Origin of the sequence: Fulvivirga lutea, from assembly GCF_017068455.1 — a bacterium.
Lineage (GTDB): Bacteria > Bacteroidota > Bacteroidia > Cytophagales > Cyclobacteriaceae > Fulvivirga > Fulvivirga lutea.
This window is the reverse complement of sequence record NZ_CP070608.1, coordinates 1419428-1437161: the sequence shown is the minus strand read 5'-3', so window position 1 is coordinate 1437161 and position 17734 is coordinate 1419428. Positions and strand designations below refer to the sequence as shown.

At 37.6% G+C, this 17734-nt stretch carries 15 protein-coding genes; 13 read left to right on the top strand and 2 right to left on the bottom strand.

Annotated features, from left to right (window positions below):
* Positions 1-120 precede the first annotated feature (120 nt).
* The 8 genes from JR347_RS06570 to JR347_RS18465 all read left to right on the top strand — a co-directional run bounded on the left by JR347_RS06570 (position 121) and on the right by JR347_RS18465 (position 6537).
* Positions 121-1392: a hemolysin family protein gene (locus JR347_RS06570; RefSeq protein ID WP_205723253.1), complete on the top strand. Its 1272-nt coding sequence runs from the start codon at positions 121-123 to the stop codon at positions 1390-1392.
* A gap of 110 nt (positions 1393-1502) precedes the next feature.
* The gene (locus JR347_RS06565; RefSeq protein ID WP_205723252.1) at positions 1503-3590 is read left to right on the top strand and encodes a peptidylprolyl isomerase; all 2088 of its coding nucleotides are present in this window, start codon (positions 1503-1505) and stop codon (positions 3588-3590) included.
* 63 nt (positions 3591-3653) lie between these two features.
* Positions 3654-3926 carry a DUF493 family protein gene (locus JR347_RS06560; protein ID WP_205723251.1) on the top strand — a complete coding sequence of 91 codons (273 nt, stop codon included), beginning with the start codon at positions 3654-3656 and terminating at the stop codon, positions 3924-3926.
* 2 nt (positions 3927-3928) lie between these two features.
* On the top strand, positions 3929-4168 hold the full coding sequence (locus tag JR347_RS06555) for a 4a-hydroxytetrahydrobiopterin dehydratase (protein ID WP_205723250.1): 240 nt from the start codon (positions 3929-3931) through the stop codon (positions 4166-4168).
* Positions 4165-4842, top strand: coding sequence for a 16S rRNA (cytidine(1402)-2'-O)-methyltransferase (gene rsmI / locus JR347_RS06550; protein ID WP_205723249.1), 678 nt, complete (start codon positions 4165-4167; stop codon positions 4840-4842). The genes JR347_RS06555 and rsmI overlap by 4 nt, the downstream gene beginning before the upstream one ends.
* Positions 4832-5593: a hypothetical protein gene (locus JR347_RS06545; RefSeq protein ID WP_205723248.1), complete on the top strand. Its 762-nt coding sequence runs from the start codon at positions 4832-4834 to the stop codon at positions 5591-5593. The genes rsmI and JR347_RS06545 overlap by 11 nt, the downstream gene beginning before the upstream one ends.
* Positions 5590-6399 (top strand): inositol monophosphatase family protein, encoded by an 810-nt coding sequence (locus tag JR347_RS06540; protein ID WP_205723247.1) that lies wholly within the window; start codon positions 5590-5592, stop codon positions 6397-6399. The genes JR347_RS06545 and JR347_RS06540 overlap by 4 nt, the downstream gene beginning before the upstream one ends.
* Positions 6400-6417: 18 nt before the next feature.
* Entirely contained in the window at positions 6418-6537 is a 120-nt protein-coding gene (locus JR347_RS18465) for a FeoB-associated Cys-rich membrane protein (protein ID WP_205723246.1), read from the top strand.
* On the opposite strand, the gene JR347_RS06530 is transcribed toward JR347_RS18465, so the two are convergent.
* Positions 6534-7559: a radical SAM/SPASM domain-containing protein gene (locus JR347_RS06530; RefSeq protein WP_394369448.1), complete on the bottom strand. Its 1026-nt coding sequence runs from the start codon at positions 7557-7559 to the stop codon at positions 6534-6536. The two genes, JR347_RS18465 and JR347_RS06530, sit on opposite strands and share 4 nt — an antisense overlap.
* Before the next feature lie 109 nt (positions 7560-7668).
* Here JR347_RS06530 and JR347_RS06525 point away from each other — a divergent pair, with 109 nt between their 5' ends.
* From JR347_RS06525 to JR347_RS06505, 5 genes are all read left to right on the top strand, one after another.
* Positions 7669-10833 carry a VPS10 domain-containing protein gene (locus tag JR347_RS06525; protein ID WP_205723245.1) on the top strand — a complete coding sequence of 1055 codons (3165 nt, stop codon included), beginning with the start codon at positions 7669-7671 and terminating at the stop codon, positions 10831-10833.
* A gap of 61 nt (positions 10834-10894) precedes the next feature.
* A complete protein-coding gene (locus tag JR347_RS06520; RefSeq protein WP_235689770.1) occupies positions 10895-12100 on the top strand; it encodes a lipoprotein N-acyltransferase Lnb domain-containing protein in 1206 nt (401 codons plus the stop codon).
* Positions 12097-14025, top strand: coding sequence for a DUF3857 domain-containing protein (locus JR347_RS06515; RefSeq protein WP_205723244.1), 1929 nt, complete (start codon positions 12097-12099; stop codon positions 14023-14025). Before JR347_RS06520 ends, JR347_RS06515 begins: the two co-directional genes overlap by 4 nt.
* Positions 14026-14035: 10 nt before the next feature.
* Positions 14036-15988, top strand: a complete 1953-nt coding sequence (locus tag JR347_RS06510) for a DUF3857 domain-containing protein (protein WP_205723243.1) — start codon at positions 14036-14038, stop codon at positions 15986-15988.
* A 1-nt stretch (position 15989) separates the two neighbouring features.
* Positions 15990-16649, top strand: coding sequence for an SRPBCC family protein (locus JR347_RS06505; protein ID WP_205723242.1), 660 nt, complete (start codon positions 15990-15992; stop codon positions 16647-16649).
* A gap of 202 nt (positions 16650-16851) precedes the next feature.
* On the opposite strand, the gene JR347_RS06500 is transcribed toward JR347_RS06505, so the two are convergent.
* Positions 16852-17730 carry a hypothetical protein gene (locus JR347_RS06500; protein WP_205723241.1) on the bottom strand — a complete coding sequence of 293 codons (879 nt, stop codon included), beginning with the start codon at positions 17728-17730 and terminating at the stop codon, positions 16852-16854.
* Positions 17731-17734 lie beyond the last annotated feature (4 nt).

Sequence of the window (17734 nt, the reverse complement as noted above, 5' to 3'; positions counted from 1 at the left end):
TGCGATCCACCAAACCATTACTTTAGGGTTTTCTTACTCGTACTGGATTTTCATGTTAACCATAAGTCTTTTATTTTTATATCAATTGATCAAGTCAAAAGACAAGTCGTCCGATAAATAATGGATCCAAGCATTCTACTTCCGATTATCGCTACATTAATGTTTTCTGCATTTTTCTCAGGGATAGAAATTGCCTTTGTATCTGCCGATAGGCTGCATATTGAACTTCAAAACAAGAAAGGCTTAATCGCAGGCAGAATTGTTTCAAAATTCATTCAAAACGCCTCGAGGTTTATAAGTACAACATTAGTAGGTAACACTCTTGCACTCGTGCTTTATGGTATTTATATGGCTAAGCTGTTAGATCCAATCATTCGATCTTCCTTGCCTGAAATATTTCTGAACGAGCCTATAATTCTGTTTTCCCAAACAGTACTTTCCACAATTATTGTTCTTTTTACTGCAGAGTTTCTTCCTAAAAGTATCTTTTTGCTTAACCCAAATTGGATGCTATCCATTTTTGCTATTCCAATGGATATCATTTACAGGCTGATGTACCCAATTGTAGTTTTGGTAGTTTCTCTATCTAAATTCATTATCACGAAAGTATTAAGACAAAAATATGAAGAAGACAAGCCCGCATTTCGACTGACCGATTTAAACAACTACATCAGGAATACTTTAATGGCTGATGAGGAAACGAATGTAGAAGTGGATACCAAAATCTTTAATAATGCCCTTGAATTTAAATCTATTAGGGTTAGGGAGTGCATGCTACCCAGAACAGAGATTGTAGCAGTAGATATTGAAGATACTATTGAAGAATTAAAAAAGGCCTTCATCGATAGCGGTCATTCAAAAATACTGGTATACAGAGAGTCAATTGACGATGTAATTGGGTATTGCCATTCACTTGAGCTCTTTAAAAAACCAAAGAGTATAGAAAACATGCTCACGCCCATCATCATTGTTCCTGAAACAATGTTGGCCAACGAATTAATGATCCAGTTTATCTCAGAAAGAAAAAGTTTAGCACTTGTTGTGGATGAATTTGGTGGAACTTCCGGCATAGTAAGTATTGAGGATATTATAGAGGAGATTTTCGGTGAAATACAAGATGAACATGACGATGAGGATTGGGTAGAACAAGAACTTGACCCCAATACCTATCTGTTTAGCGCACGACATGAGATTGACTATTTGAACGATAAATACAACTGGGATTTGCCTATTGGTGATTATGAAACACTAGGTGGGCTTATCCTATCTTTAACTGAAGACCTACCAAAAGCTGGTGATGTGGTGAAAAGTGAAGATTATACCTTTATTATACAAACCACAAACGACATCAGAATTGATACAGTAAAATTATTGGTAGATAAAAGCCGTTAATTGGCCTAAAAACAAAGTTTTAATCCTCTAAAATACTTTGTTTGATTTTAGTAATATACTCATTAAATTTGCGCCTCTTTTAGACTTTAGAAAGTAATCAATTAAACAAAATGGCAGTAATAAATACGCTGAGAAATAAGATGGGGAAATTCATAGTTGCGGCAGTAGCAATCGCAATTATGTCTTTCGTACTTGCAGACCTTCTAGGACCAAACTCTAGCCTTATGGGAGGTGGCAACGATGTGGGTGAGATAGCAGGCGAAACTATATCTCTGAAAGAATTTCAGGCTACAGTACAAGAACGTGAGAGTAGCTATATTTTAAATTTTAACCGTCAGCCTACGGAGCGTGAGCGTCCAACGCTTAGACAGCAGGCTTGGGATCTATTAATCTCAAAATATGCTTTCGATAAGCAGTATGATGAGGTGGGTGTTCAGGTAACTGACGATGAAATCTGGGATATGCTTCAGGGTAAAAACATTAACCCTAGCTTAGAGCAGGCATTCACAAACCCTGAAACTGGTGAGTACGACAGAAACCAATTCATGACATACTTGCAACAACTTCCATCATTAGATGCTAATGCTAGAATGCGATGGGAAGTGTTCAAAAATGAATTAATTCAAAGCAGAGTTAGGTTGAAATACGAAAACCTATTGACAAAAACTAACTACGTTACTACAGCTGAGGCTCAGAGAGAGTATCAAGCTCAAAACAACGTAGCGGAAGTAAAGTATTTATACATCCCATATTATACTGTAAGTGATTCTCTTATCTCGCTTGACGATAGCAAGATGAAAGAATACTACAATAAGAATAAAGACCGATACAAAATTGAGGCAACAAGATCGTTAAAATATGTGGCATTTGACATCACTCCTTCAGCAGCTGATACTGCGTTTGTAAAAGAAGAGTTGCTACAATTAGTAGATGATTTTAAAACTGCTGAAAATGATTCTGTTTTCGCTAGTTTGAACTCTGATGACTTAACTTCTTTTGGAAACTACAACCCTGGTAACCTACCTGTACAATTGAAGGCTAACATCAGCAACCTTTCTAAAGGTGATGTTAGAGGACCCTATTTAGATGCTGAAGGGTTTAAACTTTATAAAATCACAGATATCTATGAAGATTCTGTAAGCTATGCTAAGGCCAGCCACATCCTTTTAAAAGGTGATGATGATGAGACAAAAGCTAAAGCACAAGGTATCTTAAATGACATTAAAAATGGTGCTGACTTTGCTGAAATGGCAAAAGAGCATGGTACTGATGGAACATCATCAAGAGGTGGAGATCTTGGGTGGTTTGGCACTGGTAAAATGGTGGCTGAATTTGAGGAAGCTGTATTCAACGCCAATGAAAAAGGGTTGATTAATAATTTAGTTAAAACTCAGTTTGGCTATCACATCATTAATGTTACGGAAACCAAAACAAATACCGCTTATAAAGTGGCAACTGTTGCAAGAGAAATTCTACCAGGTGATGAAACGATCAACGAGGCATTTACAAAGGCAGATCTTTTTGCTTCTAGTGTTGATGATTTAGAATCTTTTGAATCACAAGCTGCGGCAGATTCAGTACAAGTTATGACAGCAAACAACCTAAAGGCAAATGACAGAAGAGTTGGAACATTAGGTGATGCAAGACAGATTGTACAGTGGGTATTCTCTGATGCTTCTGAAGGTGAAGTTTCTGAAGTATATGAGCTTGATGAAGCGTATGTAGTAGCTGTTATGACTGACGAAGTAGAAGAAGGAACAAAACCATTTGAGATGGTTAAGAACGAAATTGGTGTAATCATCAGAAAAGAGGCGAAAGCCAAAGTGATAACAGATAAGTTAAGTAGCCTTTCAGGAACGCTGGATGAGAAAGCAGCAGCTTATGGTGACGATGCTAATGTGTATAGCAGCAGTGCTTTACAGCTAAGTGCTACCTCCATACCAAGTGTAGGTTTTGACCCGAAAGCAGTAGGTGCAGCATTTGCATTGGAATCTGGTGAAACAGGCGCTCCAATAGAAGGCGAGAATGGAGTTATCGTATTCAAAATGGAAAATAAAACAATTGCTCCTGAAATTGCTGACTACGCAACTTACAGAGATCAAGTTCAGCAAAAAGCTAATAGCCAGGTAAGCTATGGCATTACAGAAGCTATAAAAGAACACGCTGATATTCAGGACGAACGTTATAAATTTTATTAATAACTAAGAATTCATAAGAGTAAAAAGCGGGATTTTGTCCCGCTTTTCTTATTTTAAGGAAGTATGAAAGCACAAGACCTACAGGCCATACAGTCTTTCAAAGAGAAATTAGAGAATGAATATGATTGGCCTTCATTGTACACGTTTAAGTTTATCGTGCCAATAGATAAGAAGGATGAGATTAAGAAAATCTTTGTGAAGCATGATGTTTCTGAGAAACAGTCAAGCAAAGGAAATTACATAAGCATAACCTCTAAAGTTATGGCCTCATCGAGCGACACCATTGTAGAATATTATTTAGAAGCAAATAAAGTAGAAGGAGTAATAGCGTTATAGATATGTGGAAAGAAGAAAATAATAAACTCGTTAAGTCATTTCAATTTAAAGATTTTGTAGAAGCTTTTGGCTTCATGAGCCAAGTGGCCATTGTTGCTGAAAAGATGAACCATCATCCCAATTGGAATAATGTGTACAACACAGTAAATTTTGAGCTTAACACGCACGATGCCGGTGATGTTGTCACTGAAAAAGATCATAAATTAGCTAAAGCAATTGATAAAATAGCTGGCGATAAGTGAGTGAAACAACCCAACTCTATTTAGTACCAACACCCATTGGCAACCTTGAAGACATCACCCTAAGGGCGTTAAAAGTATTAAAATCGGTTGATGTCATATTAGCTGAAGACACACGAACTTCTGGCAAGTTACTCAAGCACTTCGACATTAGTCAGCCTTTAAAGAGCTACCATATTTTTAATGAGCATAAGGCCATTGAAAAGCTATTAACTGAATTTGAAGAGGGCAAAACCATGGCACTCATTTCTGATGCAGGCACGCCTTCCATTTCCGATCCCGGCTTTTTATTGGTTAGAGAATGTTTGGCTAACAATATTAAAATTGAATGTTTACCGGGAGCTACTGCCTTTGTACCGGCTCTTGTAAAATCAGGATTACCATCCGATAAGTTTGTGTTTGAGGGTTTCTTACCCCACAAAAAGGGTCGAAAAACTAGAATTGATAAACTCAAAGAGGAAGAAAGAACAATCATCTTGTATGAATCGCCACACCGCTTGGTTAAAACACTCGGTCAGTTAGCCGATGAGTTTGGTGCTGACCGACAAGCATCAGTTTCTCGCGAACTGACTAAAATCTACGAAGAGACAATGAATGGAACTTTGGATGAGCTTAAAAAGCACTATGAAAAAGGAACAGTGAAGGGCGAAATTGTTATAGTGGTACATGGAAAATAAACTTAAATACATTTACCCTCTTGTTTCACTTATTCTGTTACTTCTTGGGAGAATTACAAACCTCGAGTTAGTTTATCTGATATGTCTGGTTCCTATCTTCCTACTCTATCTTCAGAATACAGACAGTTCAAGTTGGATTATATCGTTAGGACTCGTTTTACTAGTGAATGGAGCCATTCACATTGGCACTACTGAAACACCATTATCTTTAGGGGTGATTGTTTACCCACTTATAATCTACACTACACTTTATTTGAATTTAATAACTCGCAGAGCACTTTCAGGTGCAATGCGAACTGTAATAATGGTGGCATTTTGGTTGGGCGGACATTATCTATTATTGAAGTTGAACCCTGTATGGGCTGTTTATTTTCCGTTTATAAATTTAGATGGGATTTTTACTCAATGGACAGATCATACAGGCTTGATGGGTATAACAGCATGGGTACTATTCGCGAATATTATTATTGCAAAAAGCATATATAACCCGAAAGGAAACCTGCTTATACAAATTTCACCTTCAGTGCTAATAGCATTGGTTATTGTAGCCATTCCAGCTTTCATCTCGGTCTTTTTAAATGATGCACCTGTTGTTAATTTTGATCACATGGTTGCCTTTTACTATGGAGCAGATATAACAGAAATTAGTCAGCAATATGCTGAACGAGGCGAATGGTTGGCTAGAACATGTGCCTGGCTATCGGTTTTGGTTTTAATATACAGCTTAGTTAAACTAAAGACCACCAAATGATACTTCTGCAGCAAGTTTTAGATCACATTAAAGCAGGTATTTTACAAACCGGACAGTTTATTAGGGAAGAAGCCTATCAATTCTCTGCAGATCGAATCGAGAGAAAGGGCTTTAATGATCTGGTTTCTTATGTGGATAAAGAAGCTGAGAAAATGCTGGTGAGCTCATGCTCTGAGGCCTTACCAGAAGCAGGTTTTATTACTGAGGAAGGCACTAAAACAGAAAGAAAAGTAGAATACAATTGGATCATCGATCCGTTAGATGGCACCACTAACTTCACTCATGGACTTCCAGTTTATTCCATTAGTGTGGCACTCATGAGAAATGAAAAACTGGTTATTGGCGTAGTTTATGAAATAAATAGAGATGAGTTTTTCTACGCGGTAGAAGGCAGCCCAGCCTATTGTAATGATGAAGAAATAAAGGTTTCTAAAGTGAACACGCTTTCCGAAAGTCTTTTAGCTACTGGCTTCCCATATTATGATTTTGAGCAAATGCAGTCATACCTAAAAATACTAAACGACTTCATGCAGAGCACGCATGGCTTAAGAAGAATGGGCAGCGCAGCTGTGGATTTAGCCTATGTGGCTTGTGGCCGATTCGAAGGTTTCTTTGAATACAATCTCAATGCCTGGGATGTAGCTGCCGGTGCCTTTATCGTACAGCAAGCAGGTGGCCAGGTGACGGACTTTAAAGGAGGAAATGACTTTGTGTTTGGACGTGAGATTGTGGCTTCGAGCAATGTACAAAATGAAATGTTACAGGTTATTCAGAAGCATTGGCAAAACAAAGAACCAAAAGCGTAAATTTGCAGTTACAAAGCTATGATTGAAGGCGTTATCATCGGATTACTATTTGTGGGAGCGATTGCCTATGTTGGCCGTGGTGTCTACAAAACCTACAAGTCAGAAGATTCTGGGTGTTCTAAGAATTGTGATTGTTAAGCCCAAACAGCTGTCCCTTCCGTACAATTTTTGCACATCTCAATTTCCTTTCTTGATTTCAAAAGCAGCTTTCTGAACTCATTGTATTCATTGCTTTTCCAGACAGATGTAAGCGAAGCACTTTCGACTGCACCAAGTGTGTGATGCGCATCTTTATCAAAGCAACAAGGCACCACCTTGCCATCCCAGGTAATCACACAACTGTGCCACATTTTCCAACAATGGTCTAACAATTTACTTTTAATTTCATACTTGCCGTTTTTCAACTTTCTGTAGCGCGAATACTTTTCCTGGGAAGGAATTAGATCTGAGCCATTTTCATAATCATAGATTTGTGCTGTTTTTAGTTTTACCTCATCTACACCTAGCTCATTGGCCAATTCATATACCTCATTAATTTGATGTTCATTAGGCTTAACCACCAAAAACTGAAATATAATATGTGGGGTAGAAGATTTCAATTGTTTCTTCCACTTCACTATGTTCTTTGTTCCTTCTATTACTTTATCCAGCTTGCCCCCTACCCTATACGATTCATACGTTTCCTGCGAGGCACCATCAATAGAAATAATCAATCGGTCTAAGCCAGATTCAACTGTTTTTTTGGCATTATCATCATTTAGATAATGCGCATTGGTAGATGTAGCCGTATAAATCTTAGCTGTTGAGGCTTCTTGAACTAAATCCAAAAACTGAGGATGTAAATAGGGTTCTCCTTGAAAGTAAAAAAGAAGGTATGAAAGCGTATTTTTCTGCTCATCAATCACTTTTTTAAATAGATCACTTTCTAACATCCCAGTTGGGCGTGTAAAGGAGCGCAAACCACTTGGGCATTCCGGGCACCTTAGATTGCAAGATGTGGTAGGTTCAAAAGAAATACTCAAAGGCATTCCCCAGTGTATTGGCTTGCGTATAGCGCGTGATAAAAGGTAGCTACTAACCAATTTAGTGGCGTTCCATAGCCTTTTTACTCTAAAAAACTTAGTTAAGAAATTAGCTACATCTTTTATTATCGCCTTCACACATTAAATATAGACCGCATCTTCGAGTATTTGAACTGATAGGATTAGTTAATTGAAATAAGTAACTTTTCTGATTCAATTTATCAGAACAAGTTCAATTTACTAGCCCATGAAATTAACTACCTCCCTAATTATCATTTTAAGCTTATTATACACAGCACCTGCTTTTTCTCAGAAAAAGAAGAAAGGAAATCAGCCTTCAGAAACCTATGACGAAAAGTTATTTAACAAAATGACTTGGAGAAATATTGGTCCGTTCAGAGGTGGGCGTTCGCTAACCTCCACAGGTGTGGTAGGCGATCCAATGACCTATTATTTCGGTTCTGTTGGTGGCGGTGTTTGGAAAACAGATGATGCAGGCATTAACTGGCGTAACATTTCAGATACGTTTTTTAATACTACGTCCATTGGAGCGATATCGGTAAGTGAGTCAGACCCAAATGTAATTTATGTAGGCACTGGCGAGGCTTGTATTAGAGGTGTAATGACTTCACACGGAGATGGCGTTTACAAATCAACAGATGCAGGCAAAACATGGAAACACATAGGCTTAGATGGGACCTCGCAAATTTCAGAAATTCGAATTCATCCGAATAATCCAGATGTGGTTTATGTAGCAGCTCAAGGCAGTCCTTATGCTCCCACTTCAGAGAGAGGGATTTACAAATCTGAGGATGGTGGTAAAAATTGGAAGAGAGTACATTTTGTTAATGAAAGCAGTGGAGCAAACAATCTATCCATGGATATGAATAATCCGCGTATTCTATATGCAGCCTATTGGGATCATCAGCGTAAGCCATGGTATGTAAGAAGTGGTGGTAACGGTAGTGGTATTTATAAAACAAAAGACGGTGGAGAAACCTGGGAGAAACTATCTGAAGGTCTACCAAAAGCAATGATGGGTAAGATTGGCGTTTCTGTGAGCAGAGCTAATTCTAATAGAGTATATGCAGTAATTGAGTCAGAGGAAGGCGGATTATACCGCTCTGATGATGGCGGTGAAAAATGGGCGCTTATGAATAGCCAAAGGGTTTTAAGAACGCGTTCTTGGTACTATATGCATGTGTTTACAGATCCTAAAAACGAAAATGTAGTTTATGTGCTGAATGCTCCTTTTATGAAGTCCATTGATGGTGGTAGGACATTTATGCCTGTAGCAGTTCCCCATGGCGATAATCATGATTTATGGATTAACCCAAATGATCCAACTAATATGATTAACTCGAATGATGGTGGAGCTAACATAAGTTTTAATGGAGGCAAAAGCTGGTCTACACAGCAAAACCAACCTACAGCACAGTTCTATCGAGTAAACGCAGATAATCGCTTTCCTTATTGGGTTTATGGTGGACAACAAGATAATAGCACAGTTGCGATAAAAAATAGAACAGATGGATTTGGTATCGGCTGGCAGGATTTTATTGCTGGTGTAGGTGGTGGTGAAGCGGCACATATTGCCTTCAATCCAGATGATCCAAAATATGTGTATTCATCTAATATCACAGGCTTTATTGATGAATACAATATGGAAACTGATAAATCTAAACCCATCAAACCTTACCCGGTTTTTGATTTAGGAGAACCATCAGATGAAATGAAGTACAGATATAACTGGAACCCACCGGTCATTACTTCATCTCACAACCCTGAAACTATTTATTATGGAAGTAATGTACTCCACAAATCTACCAATAGAGGGTTGAGCTGGACAGATATTTCTCCAGATTTAACCAGGAATGACACCACCAAATTAGGTTTAATGGGTGGGCCAATTACAAATGAAGCGGCAGGAGGTGAAACCTATCACACGCTGATGTCCGTAGCAGAATCGCCTCACGATGCGAATGTAATTTACACTGGTGCCGATGATGGGTTGATGCATATTACCAGAGATGGAGGTAAAAACTGGCAAAAAATAAGTCCTGCTGGTGAGGGAATTATCAACTCAATAGAAGTATCTCATCATGATCCGGCTACGGTTTATGTAACCTTTATGAAGTATAAGTTCAATGACTTTACACCTTTCATTTATAAGAGTAATAATTATGGTGCTTCATGGTCGCTCATTACTAACGGCATTGATAAAAGAGCCTATGCTCGTGTGGTTAGAGAAGACCCTGTAAGAAAAGGGCTATTATATGCTGGAACCGAGCAGGGCGTTTATATTAGTTTTGATGATGGTAGCAACTGGAAAAAACTAGAACTTAATTTTCCTACCGTACCTGTATTAGATCTAAAAGTTCATAAGAATGATTTATTAGCAGCTACGTCTGGAAGAGCATTTTGGGTATTGGATGATTTAACTCCATTCCACCAGCTAACTCCAGAAGTAGCCAATGCAGCAACTTATTTCTATAAGCCTGCTGATGCTTATAAAACCAATGCATTCGATTTAGTGGACTTACCAATTCCGAATGTTGGCAAGAACCCTTTCCCAGGAGTAAGTATGAAATATTATTTAAAGGCAGTAGGCGAAAATGATACCCTTCCTTTGACTATCGATATTATGGATAAGAGTGGAAAAGTATTGAGGACTCTTTCCTCAGACTCTGAAGACAGCTGGAATAAAATAGAAAAGAAAGAAGGTATGAACCTGGCAAGATGGGACTTAAGGGTTGCCAATATTAAGCCAGCTGAAAATGTATTTGTTATGTCTTTCGGGGAAACCGGAATGCAAGGTTATAAAGTGGGGCCCGGAGAGTACTCTGCTAAATTCACCTATGGCGATTATAGTAGTACTCAAAATTTTAAAGTCCTAAAAGACCCTCGCGATGAAGCTACACCTGAGCAAATCGAAGCTCAACAGCAACTATTGAAAGAAATTTATAAAGACCTGAATGACTTGAATGAATCTTTAGTCGATTTGCAGGAGGTAAGGGAGCAAGTGGAATATATGATTGATCGGGAGCAAAATGATGAGGATATTAAGAAAAATGGTGAGAGCATTATGGACAAGGTAAATGGAGTAGAAGAAGAACTGATTTCCCCTAGTCAAGAAACTTTTCAGGATATCATCAACTTTAGAAATAAGTTAGATGGTCAGCTTTATCAACTATTGCAAACCATAGATAATAGTGTGCCCCCACTAACTAAAGGCGAGCAAGATCTTTATAATGAGTTGGAAAAAGAGTGGACTAAACAGCAGCAATCAGTAAAAGAAATTCTCAATGAAGATGTTCCTTCTTTTAACAAACTTCTTAAAGAAAAAGGCGTACAATATATAGCTCCAAAGAAAGAGGAGAAACCTAAAGAAGAAACTAAACCAACAACTTAATCCTGATAGAGCGAAAAGAGGAGAAAGTATTTAGTTTTACGATAACTATATCGTACTAAAAGTGAAGAAAAGGATTACAAAAATACACACACTCATATTAGTAACTCTTTGTCTATTCTCTTTCATAGGGAATGGACAAGGGTTTAAATTATCTGAAGAAGCTGAAATTCATGTACTTACCTGTGGACCGTATCAAGGTGAGTTGTACTCGGCTTTTGGGCATAGCGCCATAAGAGTCCATGATCCAAAAAGAGGCTTGGATTGGCTATACAACTATGGTGTTTTTGATTTCAACCAGCCTAACTTCTATTTAAATTTTGCCAGAGGCTATTTGAATTACAAGTTGGCCGTGATGGATTATAGTCGTTTTAGAGACTATTACATCTACCAAAACCGATATATCCATGAGCAAGTTTTAAACCTCAATCAAGAGCAAAAACAGGCCTTTTTCGATTTCCTGCAGTGGAATGCGCAGCCTGAAAACCAATATTATTATTACGATTATTTCTATGATAACTGCGCTACTCGCGTAAGAGATGCTTTAAAAACTACATTTGGAGAAAAAGTAACATTCGATGGTTCCTACATCAATACCGATTATACCATCAGAGAATTAACAGATTTATATCTCACGTATCAGCCCTGGGGCGATTTGGGAATCGATATTTGTCTCGGTTTACCGATGGATAAAAAAGCAACTCCTGAGATGTATATGTTTTTACCGGATTATATTGAGAGCGCTTTCAATAATGCCACTATTGAGTCAGATTCCGGTAAACTTCCATTAGTTAAAGAAACTATAGTTACGTATGAATCAAAGCCGGAAACATTTGAAATATCGTTTTTTAATCCTCTCAATGTGTTTAGCATTTTATTTGGTGCGATACTATTGACAACGGTTTTAGGCTGGAAAAGAGGCAAACATATAAAGCTTATAGATGTCTCTTTGTTTGGCATCATTGGTTTAGTGGGTTTGTTGTTATTTGTATTGTGGGTAGCTACCGACCATAACGCTGCCGCCAGAAATATGAACATTCTCTGGGCACTGCCGTTTCACTTAATTGCTGCGGTATTATTAGCTAGAAGTAATCCACCAAAATGGCTGAAACATTACTTCCTTGGTTATTCTATTTTGGGAGTGATTTTAGTGCTTACATGGAATTTTTTACCTCAACAAATGCACTATTCTTTGATCCCAATAGTTTTAATACTTGTGGTAAGATCTTTGTTCAATTATAAAAAGTTAGGAAAGGCAAAGAAGGTATGAGAATATATGCGCTGTTAGTTTTATTAGTTATTTCGCAGTCGCTTTTTGCGCAAAAGTATGACGAAGATGAGTTTCTAAAGTATAAGGAGAAATACCCCAATGATCAGGCTATTTTTTTGAAGCAATTCGAGGACGTAGATATTAAAATAGTTGGCGACTCCCTCCAAATAATTACTACTAACACAGAAGAAATTTTGCACCTGGGCAGCCAGTCGAGCGTATATGCCAAAGATGCTATACACAGCTCTTCCTTCTACAAAACGGAAAATATAAAAGCCAAAACGTTAATTCCTGATAAAAGAAAATATAAAATACTGGAAGTAACCGATTTTAAAGAGAGTTATGATAAGAACTCATCTGTATTTTATGACGATTCTAAAACCATTAAATTCTATTTTCCTGGAGTTCAGGAAGGTGCCATTACTTCATTAACCTATAATCAGGTAATTATTGACCCTAAATTTTTAACCAGCTTTTTATTCCAGAGTTACCTGCCTGTGGCGCATTCTAAATACACCATTATTGCAGATGAAGGCGTAGAACTGAGACTGGATATATTAAATGATGACAAATCCCTCATTAAAAAGAAGGTAGAAGATTTAAAAGGCAGAAAGAAATACACTTTTGAGGCATTTGATGTACCAAAACTCAAATTTGAAGATGATGCCCCTCCCATTCGCTATTCGAGCACTAGTGTTATTTCATTGGTCAAGAGTTTCGAGGTGAATGGTAAAAAGAATAATGTTTTATCATCTCCAGAAGATTTGTTTGCTTGGTACTCCACATTTATTGATGGTTTAAAAGAATACAGCCATGAAAATGTGAAGGCAATTGTCAATGAAATTATTGATGACTCTGACACGGAATTAGAGAAGGTAAGAAAGGTTTTCTACTGGGTTCAAAACAATATAAAATACATTGCTTTTGAAGATGGTATGCGTGGGCTCATACCACACACGGCAGAGTATGTATGTACAAAACGATATGGAGATTGTAAGGATATGGCCACAATCGTAATAAACATGCTGCACGAAGCTGGTGTGGAAGCTTATTTTACCTGGATAGGAACAAGAGATATTCCTTATAAATATTCGGAGTATCCATCGCCCATGGTGGATAATCATATGATTGCCACTTATAAGAATGGTGACCGATATTATTTCTTAGATGCTACCTCGCAATATTCTTCGTTCGAATTGCCTTCAGCCATGATACAGGGAAAAGAGGCGCTCATCGCTCTTGATAATGAGACCTTTGAAATTAAAACTGTACCCGTTATTGATAAGGAAGTAAACCTGCGACAAGATTCAATCAGTTTTCAATTAGAAAATGGGAGTGTTAAAGGTTCAGGACTGGCCTCTTTGCATGGATATCCGAAGGTGTATAACAGCTACAGAATGGTAAAAAGTAGCAAACAGGAGGTTGATGATTACCTTGTGAATATCTTACAAAAAGGAAGCAACAAGTTTTTTATCGATGACTATACCATTAAAAATCTGGATGATCTGGACACTCCTATTGAAGTGAAATATCAGTTCAGGGTGCAGGATTATTATCGGGAAATTGGCGATAAGATTTATTTCAATATGAACCTCGATCGGTCAATCACCAATGAAATTATTGATGAAGATCGGGAGCAGCCGCGAGAATTTAATTTTAAGCTTACCAATAAAAATACCTCAGTTTTAAACTTACCTGATGGTTATAAAATTAATCGAATGCCCGAAAATGCTAAATTTGACTCTGAAGTTTTTGGATTCAATATCAATTATGAAGTAGTTGACAATAAGGTTATTCTCCACAGAACCTATTATATTAATGAGTTGCTGATTATGCCTGAACATTTTGATCAGTGGAATGAGGCAATAAAAAAATTGAATGACGCTTACCGGGCCGTTCTCATACTGGAGAAAACCGAAGCTTAAATCTGGTTATATGCATAAATCCTTTTTGATACTCATTGCCTTTTTGGCATCCTTAAATTACGTACACGCTCAACATTTAAAATACGAATGGGAAGAAGACCGCGAGCGATACGATTTAGGTAATTCGTTTACCGATGAAGCATTAATTTATTTAAAATACCATCAGCAGTTTGAATACATCTATGAAGGGGAGGATAGAAATTTATACCTCTATCAAACGGAGCATCAAATCATGCGCGCTAATAACGATAATGCATTAGCCAGAAGCAACCGCATTTACATACCTATGCGTAACGCACTGGAATTGGTTGAGTTACATGCCCGAACCATCAACAAAGATGGCAGTGTAATTGAATTTGATAAGAGTGAGATTAAAGAACTGGAGGACGAAGAAACAGGCTCCGGCTATAAAATATTTGCCATTGAAGGTGCGGAAGTAGGCAGTGAAATTGAATATTACTATACCAAAAAACTAGAAGCCGATTATTTCGGTCGTGAATTCTTTCAGTTTTCTGAACCTATCATCAAAGGATCATTTGTATTGCTGGCTCCTAGTAACTTACAGTTCGTTTTCAAAAGCTACAACGGACTTCCGGAGATAAAAACTGACACCGTTGAAAACACCAATGTGTATACTATGGTATGCGAAAATGTACCTGCCTTACGTGAAGAAGAATTCTCTTCTTATAATGGCAGCAGACAACGACTGGAGTTTAAATTAGGGTATAATGAAGCAACTGGCAGAAAGCTGTTTCAATGGTCAGATGCATCTCAACTGTTATATGGCAGAGCATTTTTATTGGAAAAAGAAGAGAGCAAGGCACTCGAAGATTTACTTAAAGATATAAAACTCAAGGGGCTGAAAACTATACCGGAAAAAGTAGCGGCCATTGAAGACTTCATAAAGACTTCTTACTACCTGAATGAAAATGCCCCTTATGAGGCATCCAGCATACCATTTATTTTAGAAAATAGGATCGGAAGTAAATTGGGCCTCACCAAGCTAACCTTAAATGCGTTCAAGTTGGTTGGAGCCAATCCTTCCTTAGTGCTGACCAGCGATAGAAGCGAAGTGCCATTTGATGGTGAGTTTGAATCCTACAATTACCTACAAGAATACCTGATTTATCTACCAGAAGACGACTCGTTTGTGGCTCCTTACAACCCTGAGTTCAGGTACGGCATGGTTCCGGCAACATTAACTGCCACAGAAGGTTTGTTCATAAGTCAGGTTACGGAAGAAGGAATGGCCTTTCCTAAATATGAAATTAAACACATACCTGCACTTCCGGCAGCTGACAACCTGGATAAAATGGATGTAAATGTCACTTTCAACGAAGACCTGACAACAAACACAGTGCATTTAAAAAGAAGCTTCAATGGCTACCAGGCCGCTTTTATTAAAGCAGTATACCCGCTAATTGAAGAAGCACGAAAAGAAGAGCTACTTAAAAGTTTGGTAAAGTTTTTAGCGGCTGATGCCAACATCACAACCCTTGAAATGAAGGATAAGGAATTTCATTACAAAACCTGGGAAGACCCATTGGTGATAGATAGTGAATTTACCTCGCCAAGCTTTATTGAGCTGGCTGGAGATATTATACTTCTGAAAGTAGGTGAACTGATTGGTCCTCAAACAGAAATGTATCAGGAAAATGAGCGCATGACAGAAGTTGAGAATGATTTCAACAGAGAATATCAACGAAATATTACCATCACGTTGCCAGAAGGCTATAAAGTAGAAAATTTAGAGGACTTAAACTTTGATGAAAAAGTAGTAGAAGATGGTGAAACCATATTTTACTTCAAATCGGGCTATGAATTAAAAGGCCAAAAGTTAAAAATATATGTGAACGAGGCTTATGAAGAAATTTACTACCCTAAAGAAAAGTTTGAAGCCTTCAGAACAGTTATTAATGCTGCTGCAGATTGGAATAAGATTGTTTTAGTGATGTCGAAATAAGATGATTACCCGTAATTCGATTTTCAATAGTATACTGTTACTTATACTTTCTTGTCTTTCAGTAAGCGCACAGAAGCCGAATTTCAGCCAGTGGGACTTAGAAAATTCAGTTGATGATATTAAAATATTTACGAAAGACTCCACTGGAAGCCTTAAAAAATTCGGTGCTGAGTTTGTAGTGAATGCTTCTTCTGAGAAGGTAAAGATTTTCTTAAGAAAGGTGAAGGACTATGAAAATTGGATTGACGGTATAAATGCCTGTGATCTAGTTAGCAAATTGAGTGAGGATTCTTACAGCTACCACTTCTATATTAACCGCAAAATATTCTTTGGCCTCTATGAGATTAAGAAAGATGGGGTTGTGAATAGCACGGTTACACAAAAACCTGATTTTGTTTACGTAGAATCGAATATCGATCGTGCAGCAGCGAAAGTGGAAGATTATGACAGAATTAGCCATTACCAGGTTAAATGGTATGTTCTACCCATCGATGGAAGTCGTTCGAAAATTATTTATGAAGGAGTTGTTGATGTACAGCTCAACTTCGCTTATAGTATTATCAAACCTGCAATTTTAGAAAATCTGGAAGGCACTTTTAAGAATATGAGGGCGGGGTTGAAGGGGATGAGGCAGTCAACGGCTAGTTTGAAGTCCGAATAAAGAAGTGACTCAAAAGGTATGTCATTCTGAGGAAACAAGGGATCTTACTCTTTTTAAAACGCATATTAAAAACTGAGTGAGATTCTTCCTTCGCCTGCCATTGCCGAAAAGGCTACTTGCAGGCAGGTCTGAATGACCTTTTATTAACTTAACCTACCTTTTGAGTCTGACTCTTTATTAATGAATAGGATTCTATTTCATTTTACAAATAGCCTTCTTTCACCATCCAGCGAATTAGATGTTGTTCAGCGCTGCTATCACTTTTAGGTTCATCCTCATATCGTAATTTATGTTCCTTAAAGTCTTGAAAAGTTACAATAGTAGCAGTTGGAGCTGGTAGCTCAATTTGTGCTGCTAAAACCTGATTTGTTGTTTCTTCACCAATTGTAAACTCTTTATATAAGTTTTTATAAACACTGTATCTATATTTCTCCGCAGCTAAATATAATCGCTTCTCCTTGGTTATCCATCCGATAAATTCACCTCCCTGGTATACATCAATGCGGTTTACAAGCTGAAAACTTTCTGTGCTATTTTCCTTTTTAGAAATTACTGGAGATACTGTTTTCACTTTAAATTTCAACTCCTCATCTTCTCTGTTTCTATGCCCTTCTTTTAAAGCATTAGACACGCTGGCTTTAAATTCCACAGCTCTAATTGAATCGGCTATAATGGCTTCACTTTCATCAATAGAAGCTAGTGTAGAAAAGTCACCATCAAAAATGGCAACACTAGTTCTTTCAATTAAATCTTCTATGATTTTGCGATCATTAAAAATAGGTCTATCCATCACAAATGATATTTTGGAACTATCTGAAGAAACTATCAAATCAGTCCAGATTTTATTATCCAGTGCCGGGTGCTTCTGTCTTCGATAGTTTTGCTTTATGCTAAATAGTGGTTTGTTGTCCAAAGTTGTGAAATTTAACTCCACACCTTTAAATGCACTGGCAAATCCAGAGTAATTGGCAACTGCCTCTTTATCGATGTATACAACATCTTTTTTTGTTTTTACATCCTGTGCAAAAGACTGAGCCATGCTAAGGATAGTAATACATAATGGTAATATTAACTTTCTCATTTTC